Source organism: Bradyrhizobium sp. Rc2d, from assembly GCF_900099855.1.
Classification (GTDB): Bacteria; Pseudomonadota; Alphaproteobacteria; order Rhizobiales; family Xanthobacteraceae; genus Bradyrhizobium.
This window is the reverse complement of sequence record NZ_FNCU01000029.1, coordinates 1-18414: the sequence shown is the minus strand read 5'-3', so window position 1 is coordinate 18414 and position 18414 is coordinate 1. Positions and strand designations below refer to the sequence as shown.

Sequence of the window (18414 nt, the reverse complement as noted above, 5' to 3'; positions counted from 1 at the left end):
CTATGGGCCAGCGGCCCGCCAGATGCCAAGCACCGCCGTGGCCGCCGGGCCACAACGAGCGAAATATTAACCATATATTGAGGGCGCCATGGGGCAGCCATTTTGTTGACGGATCAAAGGGATGGTAGAGAGAGTAAGCTGGCGGAACCGATGGCTGGCCGTCCCTTGGGGATCCCGTTGCGGGATTGGGGCGGGCCGCCGGCATTGGGGTCTTGGTGGGATTCGTGCAGTAGCGCATGGGGTCGATCGATAGGTATATCTTCCGCACGACGCTGGCGTCGTTTGCGCTGGTCCTGGTCAGCCTCACCGGCGTGATCTGGATTACGCAGGCGTTGCGCGGCATCGACCTGATGACGAGCCAGGGTCAGACCATCCTCACCTTCCTCGGCATCACCAGCCTCGTCATCCCGGCCCTGGTCCTGATCATCTCGCCGATCGCGTTGATGATCGCGATCTCGCACACGCTGAACAAGCTGGCGACCGATTCCGAGATCATCGTGATGAATGCGGCGGGCTTCTCGCCATTCCGTCTGTTCTATCCGTTCTTCTATGCGACCTGCGTGGTGGCGCTGCTGGTCGCCTTCATCGCGGCCTATCTCGCCCCCGACGGCATGCGGCGGATCAAGCAGTGGGACGCCGAGATCACAGCCGACGTGCTCACCAACATCCTTCAGCCCGGCCGCTTCGCCCAGCTCGACAAGAACCTGACGATCCGGATCCGCGAGCGCCAGCCCGGCGGCATCCTCGCCGGCATCTTCATCGACGACCGCCGCGATCCGAACGAGCGCGTCTCGATCGTCGCCGAGCACGGCGAGGTCGTGAAGAACGACACCGGATCGTTCCTGGTGCTGGAGACGGGCAATCTCCAGCGCTTCGAGGCCGGCAAGCGCGATCCGGCGCTGGTGGCGTTCGGCCGCTACGGCTTCGACATGTCGAAATTCTCCGGCCAGGGCCGCGACGTCACCCTCGGCATCCGCGAACGCTATCTCTGGGAGCTGTTCTCGCCGTCCGAGGACGATCCCGTCTACAAGCAGATCCCCGGCCAGTTCCGCTCGGCCCTGCACGACAGCATCTTGGCGCCGATCTATCCGTTCGCCTTTGCCGTGCTGACCTTCGCGTTCCTGGGTGCGCCCCGCACGACCCGCCAGAGCCGCAATTTCTCGATCGGCTCCTCGATCCTCGCGGTGTTCGGCCTGCGCATGGCCGGCTTCGCCTGCTCCGTGATGGCGGTGAAATCGCCGGGCGCGGTGCTGGTGCAATACGCGATGGTCGTGGGCGCGATCGGCGTCGGGCTCTGGATGATCATAGGCGGCGTCGTGGTCGAGCCGCCCCCCGGCCTGATGGAGGCCATCAACAGATCGAACGCGCGGATAGCGCGGCTGTTCGGACGGCCGGCCACCGCATGAGCATGCTCACCAACACACTCGGGCGCTATTTCGCCGGCCGCTTCGTGGTCGCCGCGCTCGGCGTGTTCGCCAGCATCTTCCTGCTGCTGGTGCTGGTCGACTATATCGAGATGGTGCGCAAGACCTCTGGCCTCGCATCCGCCTCGGCGATCATGGTGGCCGAGACCTCGCTATTCCGGGTGCCGCAGCTGCTGGAGAAGCTGACGCCGTTCTGCATGCTGATCGGCGCCATGACCTGCTATCTCGCGCTCTCCCGCCGGCTCGAGCTCGTGGTCGCGCGCGCCGCCGGCATCTCGGCCTGGCAGTTCATCTCGCCGGCGCTCGGCAGCGCGCTGCTGATCGGAGTGATCGCCACCGTCGCCTACAATCCGATGTCAGCCAACTTGCGCGAACTCTCCAAGCGCATGGAGGCGGAGCTGTTCGGCTCGGCGCCCGGCGGCGGCATCCAGGATGCGTCCGGCTTCTGGCTCAATCAGGTGACCAGCGACGGCCAGACCATCATCAATGCGGCGCGCAGCGAGCAGCAGGGCATCCGGCTCACCGGCCTCACGCTGTTCCGGTTTGACACAGAGCAGCACTTCAAGGAACGCATCGAGGCGCGCGAGGCGACGCTGGAGGCCGGCCATTGGCTGTTCAAGGACGTCCGACGCTTCTCGCTGGACTCCCCGCCGGTCGATCAGGCCCGCCTCGAGATTCCGACGACGCTGACCGAGGCGCAGGTCCGCAACAGCTTTTCCACACCCGAGACTGTGTCCTTTTGGCAACTACCGAGCTACATCCGCTCCTCCGAAAGCTCGGGCTTCGCGACAGCAGGATACCGACTCCAGTATCAGAAGCTTCTGGCACAGCCGTTTTTGCTGGCGGCCATGGTGATGCTGGCGGCCTCCGTGTCGTTGCGCTTCTTCCGGATGGGCGGCGTGCAGAAGATGGTTTTGAGTGGCGTGGGCGCGGGCTTTCTGCTCTACGTCCTGTCGAAAGTAACTGAGGACTTGAGCAAGGCTGAGTTGATGCATCCGATCGCTGCGGCGTGGTTGCCCGTTGTGGTGGGCGGCCTCACCGGCTTTTTGGCCTTGCTCTATCAGGAGGACGGATAGTGACTGCCGTCCACCGAGGGCTCGTGTCTCGTTCGACGCGGCGCACATTGGTGCGCGCGAACGGATGCGGCTGGTCCGTCCGCAGGCTTCTGCTCGCTGTCGCCGCTGCCGCCTCGCTCGGCGCGCTGATCGACGTTGCCGCAGTGGTGCCTGCCTCCGCCCAGTACACCTATAATCCGCTGCCGCCGCGTCCGAAGCCGCAGAGGGCTCCCAACGACAACCAGATGCTGGTGCAGGCGACCGAGGTCGACTACGACTACAACAACTCGCGCGTCTCCGCGGTCGGTAACGTCCAGCTGTTCTACAACGGCACCAGCGTCGAGGCCGACAGGGTCATCTACGACCAGAAGACCAAGCGGCTTCATGCCGAAGGCAACATCCGCATGACGGATGCCGACGGCAAGATCACCTATGCCGAGATCATGGATCTCTCCGACGATTACCGCGACGGTTTCGTCGATTCGCTGCGCGTGGACACCGCCGATCAGACCCGCATGGCCGCGAGCCGCGCCGACCGCTCCAGCGGCAATTACACGGTGTTCGAGAACGGCGTCTACACCGCCTGCGCGCCGTGTAAGGACGATCCGAAGAAGCCGCCGCTGTGGCAGGTCAAGGGTGCGCGCATCATCCACGACCAGCAGGAGAAGATGCTGTATTTCGAAACGGCACAGCTCGAATTCTTCGGCGTGCCGCTCGCCTACATGCCCTATTTCTCGACGCCCGACCCGACCGTGAAGCGCAAGTCCGGCTTCCTGATGCCGGGCTATTTCCCGGGCACGACGAACACCGGCTTTGGCGCCGAAATTCCCTATTATTGGGCGATCGCGCCCGACATGGACGCAACCATCACGCCCCGCTTCATGTCGCGGCAAGGCGTGATGCTGCAGGGGGAATTCCGGCAGCGCCTGATCGACGGCGCCTACCAGATCCGCGCTTATGGCATCGACCAGCTCGATCCGGGAGCGTTCGCCGGGCAGCCCGGTGACCGCCAATTCCGCGGCGCCGTCGACACCAAGGGTCAGTTCGCGCTGAACGACAAATGGGTCTGGGGTTGGGACGGCGTCCTGATGTCCGACTACTATTTCTTCTCGGACTACCGGCTCTATCAGTACCGCGATCCGCTCGGCTCGTTCCTGCTGCTGCCGACGGAAGCGCTGTCGCAGCTCTATCTGACCGGTGTCGGCAATCGCAGCTTCTTCGATGCGCGCACGATGTACTGGCTGAGCTATTCGGGCAACCAGAGCCAGGTGCCGATCGTCTATCCGGTGATCGACTACTCGAACGTGCTCAACTATCCCGTCTTCGGCGGCGAGTTCAGCTACAAGACCAATTTCGTGAACCTGTCGCGTGACGGGTCGGTGTTCGATCCGATCACGACGACCGCCAACACCAGCAGCCTGTGCACGACGGCGTCGGCCGATCCGCTGGCCCGTCTGCCTTCGCAGTGCCTGCTGCGCGGCTTCCCCGGCACCTACACCCGCCTCACCGCGGAAGCGCAGTGGCGCAAGTCCTTCACCGATCCGTTCGGCCAGATCTGGACGCCGTTCGCCAGCCTCCGCGCCGACGCGATCAATTCCTCGGTCTCCAACCAGCCGGGCGTGTCGAACTTCCTGCCCGTCGGCGACACCCAGGCCTTCCGCCTGATGCCGACCGTTGGCCTGGAATACCGCTATCCCTTCATCAACATTCAGCCCTGGGGCTCGACCACCGTCGAGCCGATCGCGCAGATCATCATCCGGCCGAACGAGACCTATGCCGGCAAGCTCCCGAACGAGGACGCCCAGAGCATGGTATTCGACGCATCGAACCTGTTCAGCGTCGACAAGTTCTCCGGCTACGACCGCGTCGAGGGCGGCGGCCGCGCCAATGTCGGCGTGCAGTCCACCACGCAGTTCGACAAGGGCGGCGCCGTCAAGGTGCTGTTCGGCCAGTCCTACCACCTGTTCGGCCTGAACTCCTTCGCGGTCCAGGACACCATCAATACCGGCCTCAATTCCGGTCTCGACAAGCCGCGTTCCGATTACGTCACGAGCGCGAGCTACTCACCCAACAGCACCTATACATTCAGCGTCCGCTCCCGCATGGACGAGCAGACCTGGAACGTCCAGCGTTTCGAGGCGGAAGGCCGCGCCAATTTCAATCGCTGGTCGGTCGCCGTGCTGTACGGCAATTACGCAGCGCAGCCGGAACTCGGCTATCTGACCCGCCGCGAGGGCATCCTTACGACAGGCTCGCTGAAGGTCGCCTCCAATTGGGTGGTGTCGGGTTCGGCCCGCTGGGATCTGGAGGCCAACAAGATCAACCAGTATGTGCTCGGCGCCGGCTATGTCGACGATTGCTTCGTGCTGGCGGCGAACTATGTAACTTCCTATAGCTATTCCGCGGGCAGTGCACCGCCCGTGCTGAGCCACGCGTTCATGTTCCAGATCGGCCTGCGCACGCTGGCGACCTCGTCGACGACCAGCGGTTCCTCGGGCCTCCAGTGAGCGGTTTGAAGTGCTGGCCGCGCTTGCCACCACAGGCTCGACGCGGCTGACATGCGAGCGATAACCATGACGATTCCGTTGCCGATCTTCCGCCCCCTTCTCGTCCTCGCCGCCCTGTTCCTGGTCGGTGCGCCGGCGCGGGCGCAGAACATCGTGGTCATGGTCAACGGCGATCCGATCACCGATTTCGACATCGAACAGCGCTCGAAGCTCGACCAGCTCACGACGCAGAAGGCGCCGAGCCGCGAGCAGGTCATCAACGAGCTGATCGACGACAAGGTGAAGATGAAGGAAGGCAAGAAGTACGGGGTCGATCCCGGCGTCTCCGACATCAACCAATCCTATGAGGGCATGGCGCAGCGCATGCGCATCACGCCGGACCAGCTCACCAAGTCGCTCGAATCCAAGGGCGTGCGCCCGGAGACGCTGAAGAGCCGCATGAAGTCCGAGATGGTCTGGACCAGCCTCGTACGCGGCCGCTACAAGGAGAAGCTGCTCGTCGGCGAGCGCGACGTCGCGCAGGCCGTGCAGGCGCAGAGTGGCGAGAAGCTCCAGATCGAGGGCACCGAATACAAGATGCAGCCGATCGTGCTGATCGTGCCGCGCGGCTCGTCCGCGGCGTTCCTTGAAACACGGAAGAAGGAAGCCGACAGCTATCGCGCGCGCGTCGGAAGCTGCGAGGAAGCCAACTCGCTGTTCCGCTCGACGCCGAACGCCACCATCCGCGACAGCATCACCAAGACCACCGCGGAACTACCCGAGGCGCTGCGCAAGGTGCTCGACGACACGCCGATCGGCCATCTGACCGCGCCCGAAGTAACCAAGGCCGGCATCGAGATGGTGGTGCTGTGCTCGCGCAAGCCGACCATGATCGACACGCCGAAGAAACGCGAGGTCCGCGAGAAGATGTATCAGGAGAAGTACGAGAAGACCCAGAAGGCCTATCTCGAAGAGCTCCGCAAGGCGGCGATGATCGAATATCGCAACCGCTGATGGCCGAGCCTTCCGCAGCGCGCCCGGCAAAACCCCTCGCCCTGACCCTGGGAGAGCCCGCCGGCATCGGCCCCGACATCACCATCGCAGCCTGGCTCAGGCGCCGTGAGCTGAACCTGCCCGCCTTCTACCTGCTCGGCGACGAGGCGTTGATCGCCCGGCGCGCCAAGGCGCTCGGCGCCGACATCAGGATCGCCGCGGTGAGCCCCGGCGAGGCCGAGGCCGCCTTCACCGAGGCCCTGCCCGTGGTTGCCACCGGCGAGCATGCCACGGCCGAGCCCGGCAAGCCTGACGCATCGAGCGCACCGGCCGCGCTCGGCTCGATCCGCCAGGCGGTCGCTGATGTGCGCGAGGGCCGCGCCGGCGCCGTCGTCACCAATCCCATCGCCAAGAGCGTGCTCTACCGCGCAGGCTTCCGTCATCCCGGCCACACCGAATACCTCGCCGAGCTCGCCGCGACGGACGGCCACGTCCCGCAGCCGGTGATGATGCTGTGGTCGCCGCAGCTCGCCGTGGTGCCGGTGACCATTCACGTCTCGCTGCGCGAGGCGCTGGCCCAGCTCACGAGCGAGCTGATCGTCTCGACCGTTCGCATCGTCGCGACCGAGCTCAAATCCCGCTTCGGCATCACGGCGCCGCGCATCGCGGTCTCCGGCCTCAATCCGCATGCCGGCGAGGACGGCTCGCTCGGCCACGAGGAGCAGACCATCATCGCGCCGGCGCTGAAAGCGCTGCGCAACGACGGCATCGAGGCCAAGGGCCCGCTGCCTGCCGACACCATGTTTCACGAGGCTGCGCGACAGACCTATGACTGCGCGGTCTGCATGTATCACGACCAGGCGCTGATCCCGATCAAGACGGTCGCTTTCGACGACGCCGTCAACGTCACGCTCGGCCTGCCCTTCATCCGCACCTCGCCCGATCACGGCACCGCCTTCGACATCGCCGGCACCGGCAAGGCCAATCCGGCGAGCCTGATCGCGGCGCTTCGGCTCGCCAGCCGCATGGCGGCTGAAAACCTCTGATGAGCGCGATCGACGACCTCCCGCCGCTGCGCGAGGTCATCCGCCAGCATGCGCTGTCGGCCCGCAAATCGCTCGGCCAGAACTTTCTGCTCGACCTCAATCTCACCGCGCGCATCGCGCGCGCCGCCGCGCCGCTCGAGGATGCCACCATCGTCGAGATCGGGCCCGGCCCGGGCGGGCTGACGCGCGCTTTGCTCGCGCTCGGCGCGAGGCGCGTCATCGCCATCGAGCATGACGATCGCGCGATCCCGGCGCTACGGGATATCGCCGCGCGTTATCCCGGCCGGCTCGAGATCGTGCATGGCGATGCCATGACCTTCGACCCGCATCCGCTGCTCGATGGCGAAAGAGCAAAGATCGTCGCCAACCTGCCCTACAACATCGCGACCCAGCTCCTGATCAATTGGCTCACGATCGAGCCCTGGCCGCCCTGGTACGAGATGATGGTGCTGATGTTCCAGCGCGAGGTCGGCGAGCGCATCGTCGCGCATGAGGACGAGGAGGCCTATGGCCGGCTCGGCGTGCTCGCCAACTGGCGCTGCGAGACCAAGATCCTGTTCGACATTTCGCCCTCCGCCTTCGTGCCGCCGCCGAAGGTCACCTCCTCCGTGGTGCGGCTGAAGCCGCGCGCAGAACCTCTGGCCTGCGATCGCAGGCTGCTCGAGCAGGTCGCAGCCGCAGCTTTCGGCCAGCGCCGCAAGATGCTGCGGCAAAGCCTGAAATCTCTGGGCGTCGATCCCGCGCGGCTCGCGCAAGCTGCCGGCGTCGATGCGACCCGTCGCGCGGAGACCATTCCGATTGCGGGTTTTGTTGCCATGGCCTGTGAATTGGCCAATATACGAAGCGAAGAAGCATGATCCGGACCTGAAGGGCCGCGCTAGCGCAAAGTGTGAAGCGGTTTTCCGAAACAGATCATGCTCAATCAATGAGATAATTTCGGAGGAAAGAATATGGCGCTGATGCGCAGGCAGTCCCTGGTCAAGTTCGACGCGCCGTTGTGCGAGACCATCGTCGACACGCCCAAGCCGCAAGGTCGCGAGGTGCTGCTGCGCATCGAGCGCTGCGGCCTCTGCCACTCCGACCTGCACATCCAGGACGGCTACGCCGATCTCGGCGGCGGCAAGAAGCTCGACACCACGCGCGGCATGACGCTGCCCTTCACGCTCGGCCATGAGATCGCCGGCGTCGTCGATGAAGTCGGCCCTGACGTTCCCGCCGGACTCGTCGGCGCGAAGAAGGCGGTGTTTCCGTGGATCGGCTGCGGCCAGTGCCGCGACTGCCAGAACGGCGACGAGAATCTCTGCGTCAAGCAGCGCTTCCTCGGCGTCTCCATCGACGGCGGCTTTGCTACCCATGTGCTGGTGCCCGACGCCAAATATCTGCTCGATTACGATCCCCTGCCCGTCAATCAGGCCGCGACCTTGATGTGCTCCGGCGTGACCGCCTACGGCGCGCTCAAGCGTCTGGTCGACCGTCCACGCCAGCGCAACCTCCTGCTGATCGGGCTCGGCGGCGTCGGCATGATGGGCCTGTCGTTCGCGCAGGCGATGTTCAAGCAGCCGATTACGGTCGCCGACCTCTCATCGGCCGCGCGCGAGACCGCGCTGAAGAACGGCGCCGCGAGCGCCTACGATCCGGCCGAGCCTGACGTGATCAAGCGCATCCTCAAGGAGACCGAGGGCGGCTTCGACGAGATCGTCGATTTCGCCGGCAACGAGAAGTCGATGGCGTTTGCCGTCGCGGTCGCCGCACGCGGCGGCAAGATCGTGGTCTCCGGCCTGATGGGCGGCCAGTTCACGCTGCCGATGGTGCAATGGGTCTACAAGCGCATGACCATCGAGGGCTTCATGGTCGGCACCCTCGCGGAAGCCCAGGAGCTGATGGCGCTGGCACGCGCCGGCAAGATCAAGCCGACGCCGATGCGCGAGGAGCCGATGGGCGACGTCCAGAAATGGATCGATGAGTTGCGCGCCGGCAAGGTGGTCGGTCGCATCGTGCTCAAGAACTGAGATGCGCTGAAATCCGCGAAACGCGCGCCGGCGTAACCAACGCCGTCGCCGTCGCGTCCATGGCGCGATCAACCGAAATCCAACGTAAGCCGGGGTTCCGCTGACACGTATTGGTCCGGGACACGACCCGGCGCGCGGAACGGGCGCGGCTGCACGGCGTTGGCAGCGCATGACCATTCGCTGCACCGTCGAGAACGCATTCTTCATTGCCTGGAGCTTCCTGGAGAAGAGCGGCGAGCTCGGTCCGCCGGATGAGTCCGCAAACGTCATCCTCGATGCCATCGAGGCGCAGCTCAAGACCGGCGAGCGCCGGCCGTTGATGCTCGCCAACAGGGCGATCGCCCTCTACCGCGAGCACGCCGCGCGAAGCTGCGCCCCGGACGAACGCAAAGCACGGCTTGGATAGAAGCACGGCATGGACAATGGTCTTCGCTCGGCGACTGCGGCGCCGATCGCCGTCGCAGATGTGTTCACTCCTGAACGGACCGCCACGCGCAGCCGGCGCCAGATGCCCGTAGTTCTCCGGCCGAGAACAGAGTTCTATCGCGTTTAAAATGCTTTAGAACGTAACGGCACCATTTGGAACGTCGCGAACGTTAATTGCGTTGATCTCACATCAGGCAATGATGGAGTCGATGCGCATGACAAAGCCGTTGACGAAAACGGTGCGCCCCGTTCCCGAGCAGAACCGGAGTCCCAAGGGCGCCGGCAGCGCACCGTCAGTTCCCGTCGACACCACCAAGGGTCGCCGCGACGACGAGAAGCAGAACATTCGTGAGCAGGCTGCGCATGGCAACCTCATCCAGAACACCAGCAACAGGCGCATGGGGTAGACGATGAAGGTGTTGGACGTGACGACTCCCGGCCGATGGTACGATCCCATCTCGGAGCGCTGGATTGAGCCGCGCGACACGCGGACCGCAACGCCGCCTCGTGCGGAGGACGATGCCGTCTTCGAACGTCAAAGGACATTACAGATCGAACGCATCTGGCGCGCGCTGGTCGATTGCTGCGCGCGCGAGTGAGACTGCTGCAGGTGATACAATTGCAAGACCGGCGCCTTGGAGGCGTTGGCCACGCCGCCGGCACTCTTATTTTTTCTTGTCGTCGGTCCTGTTCTCTCCCTTGGACATATCCTTCGTGCCGGGCCGCTTTGCCTGATTTGCATTCATGCCGGTGGTATCCATCGCCCCTTTCTCAGTGGCGCCGTTGGTGTTCTCCGGCCTTTCCATGCCGCTCTGCGGAGCGGGCCCAATATTCTGGGCAATCGCGGACCCGGTCATGGCGGCAAACGCGATCGCTGCGATGAGAGCTTTCATGGGCATCTCCCTCATTTCATGAATGACGTGCCCGGGAGAGAGTTGTTCCCCAGCTCGAGCTGGACCTCGCACAGGCGCACACGCCGTCACGATGCCGATTGACGCCTCAGGTGCAGATAGGCCGGGTTGAAATCGCCGAGCCGCTGCAATTCGCGCCATTTCAGCACGATCAGCTCACCGTCGCGCAGATCCATGGCTTCGCTCCGCCTGAGATCGGCAAGCGTTCGGTTCACGGTCGCAATCGCCATGCCCAGCGTCTCGCCAAGCTGGGCCAGGCTGATCGGCATCCGGCAGCGATTGCCGCGGACCAGCTGCGCGGCGCGGGCGCGATAGAATAGCTCGCAGAACAGGTGCGCCATGCGCGCCTGCATGGGACGGGCGCTGTTGGTTGGTGATGGCCTCGCGAAAGATCGTGGCATCGAGCAGCGTCTCGCGCCAGACGGCAAACCCGAAAGTGGGCCGCCGTCGGAAAGCGGCGAACAATTCGCGATGCGGGATGAAGGCGACCGAAGCCGGCCCCAGCGCACTCAGCCCATGATCCATCTCATCAATGAACAGGCCCTGCGCGTCAGGAAGATCGCCGGTGAGATGGAACGCGAGATATTGCCGCCGCCCGCTGCCGAGCAGATGGTAGCGGGTGACCATGCCGGAGACGACCAGCGCCGAATGTTCGGGTTCGTCGCCTTGACGGATGAAATCCTCGTTCGGCACAAAGTCACGAACCGTGAAGGTGAGCGTCCGGATTTCGGCGACATCCTCCTCCGCCAGCGCGGTGTGCTCCCACAGGTTCCGGATCAGCACGTCGTGGGCTTTATCCATGCGGCCGCCAAAATCGCACCGGTTCGATCAAATGATACATCTGGGCTGTATTCAGCGGACTAGAACGCAAATCGGAAGCACGGGTTGCTAACCGGTTTGCGACGGTACCGGATCGATCGCTTCCTCCCCTCCATCACTCAGCGAACTGACCCGACCTTCTCATGCGCATCCGCCGCCTGTTCGCGTCAGCTAAATTTCCGGTCGGTTACCGGTGAGAAACATTGACAAGTTCCCGCCCGCAGTGATGGTGGTTCCATTGCTGAGGGGGACGCAACCGGGCCGATGCTAATTGCCCGCATTGCTCGCGTCCGTGGAAGGCTGGTGAGATGTCGTTTGCGACGCTCGGTGCCCGGCCAAGAAGGGCACCGGGAATGTCGCAAGAAGCGAGGGCTCTGAGCCGAAGCGCGAAACGCGGTCGAATCAGCATCACATCATTGGCCGCGCTGGCGCTGTCCCTGGCGACATTGACATGGGCGGCAACGACGCCGGAGCAGGCCCAGAACTGGAATGGCGCCACGGCGTGGTTTCGCAAGCGTTCAAAACCATCCTACGGGCTAGACGAAGTCTGCTCGCAGGTCACAAGCTGACTTCAAGCCTAGCCGCAGCGATCTCAGCTAAGGGCCCAATAGCAGGCATAGCCCGATCTACAGGCTCGCCGCAAAGAGATCCCATCGTCCCGGAATGCCCTTAAGCTCGTGCGATCCGCGATCAAAGAATTTCAAGCCAGCGCCAGCCACAAGGTCGGTCACGACCCTCGAGACAAGGATCTCGTCAGCTCTGGATTGCGCCATGATACGAGCCGCCACATGCACAGCAATACCGCTAATATCCCGGTCCCTTATTTCGATTTCACCGGTGTGCAGACCCTCACGCAACAGCAAACCGATTTGTTTGGAAGCGGTCCCAAGCGCAAGCGCACACCTAACAGCACGACCGGGTCCATCAAATGTCGCGAGAATGCCATCGCCGGTCGTTTTGATCAGCGTACCCCTGTGCTTTTCGACCAAGTCTTTTGCCAGCTGATCGTGGATATTCAGTAAGTGGGTCCATCTTTGGTCACCCATATCGGCGGCGCGACGTGTGGACTCCACGATGTCCGTGAAAAGAACCGTCGCTAAAACACGCTCAATATCGGTTGATGGAATTTCGCGGTGTCCGGTGATGAACTCTTCGACATCTCCCAACAAGGTTTCGACATCACCAAACGTCATCATGTGATCGCCGTCAGGGTATTCAATGTATTTGGCACCGGGAATTTGCTTTGCGAGATCCCGACCTATTTCGACTGGAACCAAAGTGTCCGTTCGTCGGTGAAGCACCAACGTAGGAACTCGTACCGCTGACAGTATGGGCCTGACATCAATGGATGCGTTCATTAACGCCAGCGACCTATATGCCCCCGGACTTGCAGATAGCCTTTCAAACTTGGCAAAGTGGCTAACCGCCTTTGGGTCACATGCACGACTTGGATTGATGACCTTGATCAGCATGCCGGTCCCCCAAGCTTTGGCGCGCTCGGACACTATCTCTTCATAATTGTTCATCCTTTGGGCAGGAGAGCTTGCGAACCCGGAATACAAAACTAGGTGGGAGACGCGCTCAGGGTATGTCGCGGCGAACATGATACTCATGGCTGAACCCTCGGAAATACCCAAGAGCGCCGCCCGTTTCGAGCCGATGTCATCCATGATGGCCCGAACATCATCCATTCGCTGTTCGAGCGAAGGTGCGCCTGGCGCCCTGTCGGACAATCCCTGCCCTCGCTTGTCGAATGTTACGACACGGGCGAAACCGGACAGGCGACGCAGGGACGCTGTATATCCCGGCGATTCATGCATGAACTCGACATGCGACACCATACCGGGAACGATGATGACATCAATCGGTCCATCGCCCATCGTTTGGTATGCGATGCTTACATCGCCGCTCATGGCATAGCGCGTCACAGGCAATTCGAAATCACTCATTGCCGAGCCCACTCAAAGGTCTTCACGGCCTTTCTTATCACGAAATGGCCGGTCCGGCTCATGGTTTTGGCATCGCCTAAACGAGCGAAACGCCCCGCGACTGCGCTTCAAGCCTCTTTCGAGGGGCAGCGCAAAGTCGCCTTCGGGCCACTTCCTGACTCATGCATCGCAGCAAACTACGTTATATTCGATCAGCTCGTCGGCGCTGGCGAGCAGGGGTGGAGGCACCAGGACCTCAATCTCTCGCCGATCGCGATCAGCGCCTGCTTGAAAGTCGTTGAGCTGAGCGTCTTAGCTAGGAGCACGGAGACAGCATCCGACACCGCGAATCGTATGGATCAGCGGATAGGCTTGCTGGTCGTCCACCTTGCGGCGCAACCGTCCGACATAGACATCAATGATATTCGATGGATCGAAATGAAGATCCCAGACGTGCTGCAGCACCATCGCCCGCGACACGATGCGGTCTTCGTTGCGCACCAGATATTGATAATCTGGAATTCCTTGGGCAGAAGGAGAATCTCCTTGCCGCGCCGGCTGACGGTCCGCGAGATCAGGTCGATTGTGAGATCGCCGACGCGCAGGATCGCCTCCTCGGCGATGGCGTCGCTGCGCCGGCCAAGCGCTTCCAGTCGCGCCAACAACTCGAGGAAGGAGAAAGGCTTGACCAGATAGTCGTCGCCGCCGGCCCGCAGGCCACGAACCTTGTCGTCGACTTCTCCGAGCGCGCTGATGATCAGGAAGGGCGCGGCAACGCCACCGTCGCGCAACTGGCACATCACCGCAATGCCATCGATGTCGGGAAGCATGCGGTCGATCGTGATCACGGCATAGTTGTGTGCCGCACCGTGGCTCAGCGCTTCGCTGCCGCTGGAAGCCAAATCAACCTGGTATCCGCTGATCGTGAGCTGGTCCTTGAGCTCACCGGCGGTTTCCGGATCGTCCTCGACGACCAGAATGCGGCGGTAGCCACCCGTCATGGCCGTTCTCCGACGATCGCCCAGCCTATTCAGCTTCTCTGCGCCAGAAAGTACCCAGTGGCGATCATCACAATGATGTGGGTTCGCGAGCGTTTAGTAGCCGTAGTCGTAGCAGACGTTGATCCACTGCAGTCCATATCGCGTCCACACTCTGCGCCAGCAATCGTCATAGTTATAGGCGGCGTAGGCGAAAGGCACGCCGATGAACGCAAAGCGGTGGAAGCGATGATGGAAGAAGCGGTGATGGAAGCGAGGCGTGAACGCAGCACGCGACGCAAAGAAGCGGGCGCCGCCGAAATGCGGACCGATCATGGGTCCGGTGTGCGGGCCTAGGCCCGTACCCGCGAAGCGGGCGCCGCCGAAATGCGGGCCTATCATGGGTCCGGTGCGCGGGCCTAGGCCCGCGCCGCCGAAGCGGGCGCCGCCGAAGCCACCACCGATAGCACGCCCACCACCGAAGCCGCCGCCGCCGCCGCCGATAGCACGCCCGCCACCGAAGCCGCCACCGCCGCCGATAGCATGCCCGCCACCGAAGCCGCCACCGCCGCCGATGCCATGCCCGCCACCGCCGCCACCGCCGCGCTGGGCGAGGGCCGGCGAGGCAATGGCGAGCGCGGAGGCGAGCGCACCTGCGATGAGGTAACCAAACAACTTGTTGCTCATCGAAGAATCCTCCGTTGTTGACGCGACAGCGAGAACGCCTGTCGCAGGAAGAACAACAATGAGGGGCCGAAATTATTTCTGAAAAGTCCAATGACTAATGTGACAGATTCTGACACCCAAGTTAGTGTTACTAACGAGGATAAAATTGGCCCCGGTTAGTGGCAATCGCTGGTTTGATCCCATGTCCGCCAAGGGGTCAAAAGGCAACTTCGCCGACCCATCCGCGCTTAGTCAGCTCTCCACCTGAAATGAGCAGCCAAACAAAATAGGCACGTCGGCTAGGGACGTCTTAGCTCCTGTGAGTAAATGTTTGAGCCCGCCTACCTGAATTCTTGCCCATATTTGAGAGCAATCGCGTTGATCTGCTCCCGCGTCAATTCCTTTCGAGGTTCGCCGGGTCGGCTGCAGGTTTCGCGAAAGAAACCGTCGAGACCTGGCGGCACCATGACCCACAGCAGAACCAGTTGCTGATCTGGACTACTGAAGCCATGCCACGTGTTCTTGGGTATGAAAATCGTTCCACCTCTTTCGCAAGAGTGACTCACATCATTGAGTGTAACCGTGCCACTGCCTTCCAGAACGTAGAAGGCTTCGTCTCTGTCGAGGTGTCGGTGAACCGGAATGCCTGAACCCTTGGGTAACTGCTGCGTGCCAAGGCCGAAATTGTTGGATCCCGTTACGGGGTCGACCATGATGAAGATGTTGCCGCCATCACGAAAATGGATCAGGTGTTCACCCTCGCTGGCACCAAGCACATAGCCCTGCGGCACCGGGTTGTTCGACTTCGCCTCGATCTCCTCGCTGTTTGGCATTCGCGTGCTCCATTGGCCGATATTCAACAATGAGCAAAAGCTACAATAGCAGAACGCTGCACCACGAGCGACGCCCATGGCCAAGACGGCTTTGGGTCACAAACAGCGGTCCGACCGCACAGCTCGTCAAGTCCGGTTCTCCTCCGAGACCGGCGTTGCGGCGGCTTATAAGCAGTTCGGCCAAGGGGCCAATCAGCGACGTCATGGTGCCTATTCGATCACTACATCGGCCCACGTCAGCACGGTCGGTGGCACGTTGATGCCGAGTGCTTTGGCGGTCTGGAGGTTTATGACAAGTTCGTACTTGGTCGGCCGTTCGACTGGCAGGTCGCCAGGTTTCGCACCCCTAAAAATCTTGTCGACAAAGGTCGCAGACCGGCGAAACTGATCTGGCAAGTCAATCCCGTAGCTCAAGAGGAAGCCCGCTTCGGCGTATTCTCTCACGGCAGAGATTGCAGGCAGCCGATCTCTGACGGCCATGACGCCAATCAGGCCGCGATGGTTGAACAGCACCCCATCGCTCAGCACGAGAAGCACCTGCGCGCGTTCTCTCACCATTGTCGCAAACGCTTGTTCAAGTATGTCCGGCCCGCCCGCCTCGGCCGGGACAAGAGTCAACGCCAGCGCTTGGGCAGCTTCCCGCAGCGACGTCAGCCGGTCCTGATTGGGCGCAAAGTCCGGATTCCACAGAATGCCAACACGCGAGAGGTTCGGCAGAATGTCCTTCAGAAATTCGAGCCGCTTGCCGTTGATCTCATCGCCGGGCTCCGAGCTGAACCCGGTGACGTTGCCACCCGGGCGCGCCAGACTGGCGACAAGTCCGGCACTGACCGGCTCGGCACTGTTGGCCATCACGATCGGGATCGTCCTGGTCGCCTTCATGGCGGCAACCGTGGTCACATTGTTTCCGGAAACGATGACGTCCACGCCGAGCCCGGCCACCTCTGTGGCAAGCGCCGCCAGCCGCCCCATGTCTCCGTCGGCAAAGCGGTACTCGATGACGACATTCTCGCCGACGCGGTAGCCAAGGCTCCGCAGGCCCGCTTCGAAGGCTCTAACATTGCGAAATGTTTGCTCGCGTGACGCGATCGCGAGATACCCTACCCGGTAGACCGACCTTGCCGGTTGCTGCGCACGCACGCCGAGCGGCCACGTCGCTGCCGCGCCGACGATCAGCCCCATGAACTCGCGCCGTCTCATTGAGCACCACGGAGGAAACGCCCGTCCATGTCCAAAGCCTAGCACTTTGCGGCGAGACAGCGAGTGAGAATGAGCAAATAATCGGATCTCCGAAGCTGCGTCCCAATGTCCGAGATGGATCAAAGTCGGCGGTCTGCCTTCCTGAAAACCGCATCCGGTCTACGTTCGTCAGCCGAGGTTTGCACGGGCTTCGAGCCAGGCAGCATCGGGCCAGAATCGGACATCAACCGTCAGCACTTATTGCAAAATCAAAGGCCACCCGGAGGCGGCTTCGCAACTTCAATCTGGTGTTAGTGACTAGTCCGCATGCCGGCTATACAAGCGCGGAACGGCCCGTATCCATAGGGAATCGTTTAACCGCCCATGCGAGGAGGATGCATGACCAATGTAAAGGGTCCGATCATATCATTTGCGGACCTGCCATCCATCGAAGCCTATCTGTCGGCACACGAGGGAAGCGAGAGCGGCTTTTGGCTTAAGCTCGCTAAAGCCGGCGCACCAGAAGCAACCATCACCAAGGCGCAGGCCATCGAAGCCGCTTTATGTCACGGATGGATCGATGGTCAGCTTGGGAAGTTTGATGAGCATTACTATTTAGTGAGAATGACGCCGCGGCGAAGTGCGAGCCGATGGTCCGCAATCAACAGGGATACAGCGGAGCGTCTTATTCGCGAAGGGCGCATGCAACCTGCCGGGTTGAGCGAGGTCCAGAAAGCCAAAGCCGATGGTCGCTGGAGCGCGGCGTATCAATCCCAGGGCAAAGCCGAACCTCCGTCCGATTTCCTGGCTGCGCTGGCTGCAAATTCGGAAGCAGAACGGGCGTTTGCGACGCTCGACCGTGCCAACAGGTTCGCCTTCGTCTATCGCGTGAACGATGCCAAGCGCCCCGAAACGCGGAATAAGCGAATTCGCGAGTTTGTAGAAATGCTCGCCCGGGGCGAAACCATTCATCCAACCAAAAGTAAGGGGGCTCCAAGGGCCTGACCGAGCAGCGGAGCGGAGAATGAACGCACTGGAGGTTGGCGGAGGTCCGCTCGGGGTCAAAGGCCGCCCTCGGGAGCTTACCGGAGACGGTCGGCTCATCTCCCAGAGGCAGACATCGCGGCGTCTGATTGAGCGGCCACGGGGCCATTATCCGACATCAACCGTTCGTGGATCATGTTGGCTAGGACAGGGTAACGCCACTGCAGAACGCGACGGGAACTGCAGCCGGGCTCAAAGCAATTGCTGGGAGGCCAAGCCAAAGGATTCGTCGGGACCGACCATGCGATGCACGCGTGGATGGGGTAAGCCACTCGTCCGATCAGACTGGCAAGCAGTCGGTCCCCAATCGTTGGACTCGCCGATTGGATATCCCGCCAGTCTTGCTGACAGAAATTCCATCGCCCTGCCCGACACCCCCGTCGTTCGCAGGTATTTAGGAAGTCGGTCGGTCTTGGTTGGGGACCCATTCCTCCGCGGTTGAGTCCCAATGATGGGTGTCGTCGAACTGCTTCCAGAGTGGCTGCTTTTGCTTCCTTTCGCCGTTCTGCCGGTTTGCCTGTGTGCGGACGACAAGCGCCACAGCCATCATTACCCATTCGCGAGCACTATGTCGGGAGTTCCATTTGATTGCTGCAAGCATTGGAGGCCTCCGTCAAG

Annotated in this window: 16 protein-coding genes and 2 pseudogenes; 11 read left to right on the top strand and 7 right to left on the bottom strand. The window is 62.2% G+C overall.

The features are described 5' to 3' along the window. Positions 1–236 precede the first annotated feature (236 nt). From lptF to BLV07_RS29115, 10 genes are all read left to right on the top strand, one after another. Complete coding sequence (gene lptF / locus BLV07_RS29160) at positions 237–1406, top strand: LPS export ABC transporter permease LptF (RefSeq protein ID WP_091892853.1); 1170 nt, start codon at positions 237–239, stop codon at positions 1404–1406. After that, positions 1403–2500, top strand: coding sequence for an LPS export ABC transporter permease LptG (gene lptG / locus BLV07_RS29155; RefSeq protein WP_091892851.1), 1098 nt, complete (start codon positions 1403–1405; stop codon positions 2498–2500). Before lptF ends, lptG begins: the two co-directional genes overlap by 4 nt. Further along, a complete protein-coding gene (locus tag BLV07_RS29150) occupies positions 2500–4986 on the top strand; it encodes an LPS-assembly protein LptD (RefSeq protein WP_176945830.1) in 2487 nt (828 codons plus the stop codon). Before lptG ends, BLV07_RS29150 begins: the two co-directional genes overlap by 1 nt. Positions 4987–5052: 66 nt before the next feature. Next, positions 5053–5979: a SurA N-terminal domain-containing protein gene (locus tag BLV07_RS29145; RefSeq protein WP_176945829.1), complete on the top strand. Its 927-nt coding sequence runs from the start codon at positions 5053–5055 to the stop codon at positions 5977–5979. Next, positions 5979–7004: a 4-hydroxythreonine-4-phosphate dehydrogenase PdxA gene (gene pdxA, locus BLV07_RS29140; RefSeq protein ID WP_091892845.1), complete on the top strand. Its 1026-nt coding sequence runs from the start codon at positions 5979–5981 to the stop codon at positions 7002–7004. The genes BLV07_RS29145 and pdxA overlap by 1 nt, the downstream gene beginning before the upstream one ends. Then, positions 7004–7861: a 16S rRNA (adenine(1518)-N(6)/adenine(1519)-N(6))-dimethyltransferase RsmA gene (gene rsmA, locus BLV07_RS29135; protein WP_091892843.1), complete on the top strand. Its 858-nt coding sequence runs from the start codon at positions 7004–7006 to the stop codon at positions 7859–7861. Before pdxA ends, rsmA begins: the two co-directional genes overlap by 1 nt. A gap of 93 nt (positions 7862–7954) precedes the next feature. Further along, positions 7955–9013 carry an alcohol dehydrogenase gene (locus tag BLV07_RS29130; protein WP_091892841.1) on the top strand — a complete coding sequence of 353 codons (1059 nt, stop codon included), beginning with the start codon at positions 7955–7957 and terminating at the stop codon, positions 9011–9013. A gap of 169 nt (positions 9014–9182) precedes the next feature. Then, positions 9183–9419, top strand: coding sequence for a hypothetical protein (locus BLV07_RS29125; protein WP_091892839.1), 237 nt, complete (start codon positions 9183–9185; stop codon positions 9417–9419). A 235-nt stretch (positions 9420–9654) separates the two neighbouring features. Next, a complete protein-coding gene (locus BLV07_RS29120; RefSeq protein ID WP_091892996.1) occupies positions 9655–9846 on the top strand; it encodes a hypothetical protein in 192 nt (63 codons plus the stop codon). Between the two features lie 3 nt (positions 9847–9849). Beyond that, the gene (locus BLV07_RS29115; protein ID WP_091892838.1) at positions 9850–10038 is read left to right on the top strand and encodes a hypothetical protein; all 189 of its coding nucleotides are present in this window, start codon (positions 9850–9852) and stop codon (positions 10036–10038) included. A gap of 66 nt (positions 10039–10104) precedes the next feature. Here the strand turns inward: BLV07_RS29115 and BLV07_RS29110 are convergent, their stop codons facing one another. The 7 genes and pseudogenes from BLV07_RS29110 to BLV07_RS29080 all read right to left on the bottom strand — a co-directional run bounded on the left by BLV07_RS29110 (position 10105) and on the right by BLV07_RS29080 (position 16755). Next, positions 10105–10332 (bottom strand): hypothetical protein, encoded by a 228-nt coding sequence (locus BLV07_RS29110; RefSeq protein ID WP_143035518.1) that lies wholly within the window; start codon positions 10330–10332, stop codon positions 10105–10107. An 86-nt stretch (positions 10333–10418) separates the two neighbouring features. Beyond that, positions 10419–11151: pseudogene (locus tag BLV07_RS29105) on the bottom strand (Crp/Fnr family transcriptional regulator). Between the two features lie 644 nt (positions 11152–11795). Continuing rightward, on the bottom strand, positions 11796–13118 hold the full coding sequence (locus BLV07_RS29100; RefSeq protein ID WP_091892833.1) for an adenylate/guanylate cyclase domain-containing protein: 1323 nt from the start codon (positions 13116–13118) through the stop codon (positions 11796–11798). 291 nt (positions 13119–13409) lie between these two features. Next, positions 13410–14098 (bottom strand): annotated as a pseudogene (locus BLV07_RS29095) (response regulator transcription factor). A gap of 93 nt (positions 14099–14191) precedes the next feature. Beyond that, entirely contained in the window at positions 14192–14761 is a 570-nt protein-coding gene (locus BLV07_RS47835) for a hypothetical protein (protein WP_176945828.1), read from the bottom strand. A gap of 320 nt (positions 14762–15081) precedes the next feature. Beyond that, on the bottom strand, positions 15082–15573 hold the full coding sequence (locus BLV07_RS29085; protein WP_091892832.1) for a cupin domain-containing protein: 492 nt from the start codon (positions 15571–15573) through the stop codon (positions 15082–15084). A gap of 210 nt (positions 15574–15783) precedes the next feature. Then, entirely contained in the window at positions 15784–16755 is a 972-nt protein-coding gene (locus BLV07_RS29080; RefSeq protein ID WP_176945827.1) for an ABC transporter substrate-binding protein, read from the bottom strand. Positions 16756–17151: 396 nt separating this feature from the next. Here BLV07_RS29080 and BLV07_RS29075 point away from each other — a divergent pair, with 396 nt between their 5' ends. Beyond that, positions 17152–17757, top strand: coding sequence for a YdeI/OmpD-associated family protein (locus BLV07_RS29075; RefSeq protein ID WP_091892827.1), 606 nt, complete (start codon positions 17152–17154; stop codon positions 17755–17757). Positions 17758–18414 lie beyond the last annotated feature (657 nt).